Raw genomic sequence first — 1,813 nt, 5'->3', positions numbered from 1 at the left:
CTCGCGGAAGGCGCGCTCGAGCTCGTCCAGCGACACCTCGCCCGGACGCAGCGGGCGTTCCAGGGTCTGGTCGATCAGCGAGCCCTGGGTCATGTCCTTGGCGGGTGCGGCCTTGGCTTCGACGGGAGCCGGCGCGTCCGGCACCAGCGGCGGCGCTTCGGCAACGGGAGCAGCAGCCCCGGCAGCCATCGCCGCCATGCCCTGCTCGACCATCGCTTCCAGCTTGTCGATCAGGTCGCGGTCGGTGCCCTCGGGCTCGGCTTCGGTCGCCTCSAGSCCRGCCAGGATYTCCTTGATGCGGTCGATCGACGACAGGATCACCGTCACCGCCTGCCCGGTCACCGGCATGCCGTCACGGAACTTGCCCATCAGCGTCTCGCCGGCATGCGCCAGCGCTTCCAGCCGCGGCAATCCCAAAAAGCCGCACGTGCCCTTGATGGTGTGGACCAGGCGGAAGATGTTATCCAGGATCTTGGCGTTGTTCGGCTCCTGCTCGAACTTCACCAGCTGATTGTCGACGGTGTCCAGGCTCTCGCTKGTCTCCGTCAAAAACTCCCGCAACAGATCATCCATGCGATACGCCTTACTAACCTGGACTTCGCGGCCGATGTTTCGGCCCTTGATCTCGTCGGCCGTGACGGCCATTCGCGACCGGCATCTTTGCCAAGCGGAGGGGACCGTGCGCGACGCCCGCACGTCCTTCGAATTCGACGGACGCCCTCGCCTAAATCGTTAGACATCCCATTTCACGGTCACGTTAATTTCAGCCTCCGTGCTAATACGGAGATTGAAGACAAGTTTGCCCTTTGACGGCCGGCGCGAGCGTCTTTCGGCAAAACCGCGTCTCCGCTGCCGGCGTGATCGTGCTCTGGGTAAACGCGCCGCTAACGGCGATCCGAGGCGTCCGGAAAAGCCGCCGCCGTGCAAGGCCATGCGCGCATGGCGCACGGGCCGGATGGCTCCGCCGCCATTCGGCGCCATCGGTGCCGACCACATCGGACAGGGCGCAGGCCGCGCGCATGATCTGCAGGCGAGGTAAACGAAGCCTTACCGGAGGCCCGCCGCCAACGGCGAGATGCTAACCGAGGCGGGCCGCGGAAACCGCGTCGTTGTAGTCCGAAAGGCATTCGTTGATGGTGGCAAGCAGTGCCGCCGGTGTGAACGGCTTGCGCAGGCAGCGCGCCGCACCGAGCTCCAGCGCCATCCGGAGGAAGTCGGGGGCGGGCGAATTCAGATTTGCGAAAGCGTAGCCCGACATGGCGATCAGCGGAATGGCGGGCGCGCGCTCGTGGAAGATCCGGATCGATTCGAATCCGCGCATATGCGGCATGAATATATCGATGATCATCAGATCGAACTGTTCGTTCCCGAGCGCGCGAAGTCCGGCTTCACYGCCATCGGCAATCGTCACGCGAAACTTGTTCCTCTGCAGATAGACCTCGATGGCCATGCACACCATCGGGTCGTCGTCGACGACGAGAATATGGCGCAGATTTTCCGGCCCCGTTTGAGCTTCCCGTTTCGGCGATTCAATAATTGAACAGTGGGGCACGCCTTGCTCCTCTGGCTTGGATCGAAATGGCGATGACTGCAAATGCCCCTGGCGGAGAGCGGAAGGCGGCCGCGAAATCTGCGACCATGGATCACCATCGGGGAGAGCGATCGTCGAGGGCAGAAGATCGGCGAGCGGACGAGGCCGCGCGGGTCGACATGCGTTCCATGGCGCCACGGATGCGATGCTTCCGGCTCATGCAGGCCCCCTTTGCCGCATTTTCCTGCCTCGCCCATCCGCAGGACTGGCGCGCCTGGGTGT

General features: G+C 64.0%; 2 protein-coding genes. Both read right to left on the bottom strand.

Annotation, left to right across the window (positions count from 1 at the left end):
- Positions 1 to 573, bottom strand: a 573-nt coding sequence (locus ACXJL8_RS40130) for an Hpt domain-containing protein (RefSeq protein ID WP_456686933.1), incomplete at its 3' end; no start/stop codon positions are given.
- Positions 574 to 1,078: 505 nt separating this feature from the next.
- Positions 1,079 to 1,492, bottom strand: coding sequence for a response regulator (locus tag ACXJL8_RS40125; RefSeq protein WP_456686934.1), 414 nt, complete (start codon positions 1,490 to 1,492; stop codon positions 1,079 to 1,081).
- Positions 1,493 to 1,813 lie beyond the last annotated feature (321 nt).

Source organism: Bradyrhizobium sp. P5_C11_2 (assembly GCF_054049755.1).
This window is presented reverse-complemented; position numbering and strand designations above follow the sequence as displayed.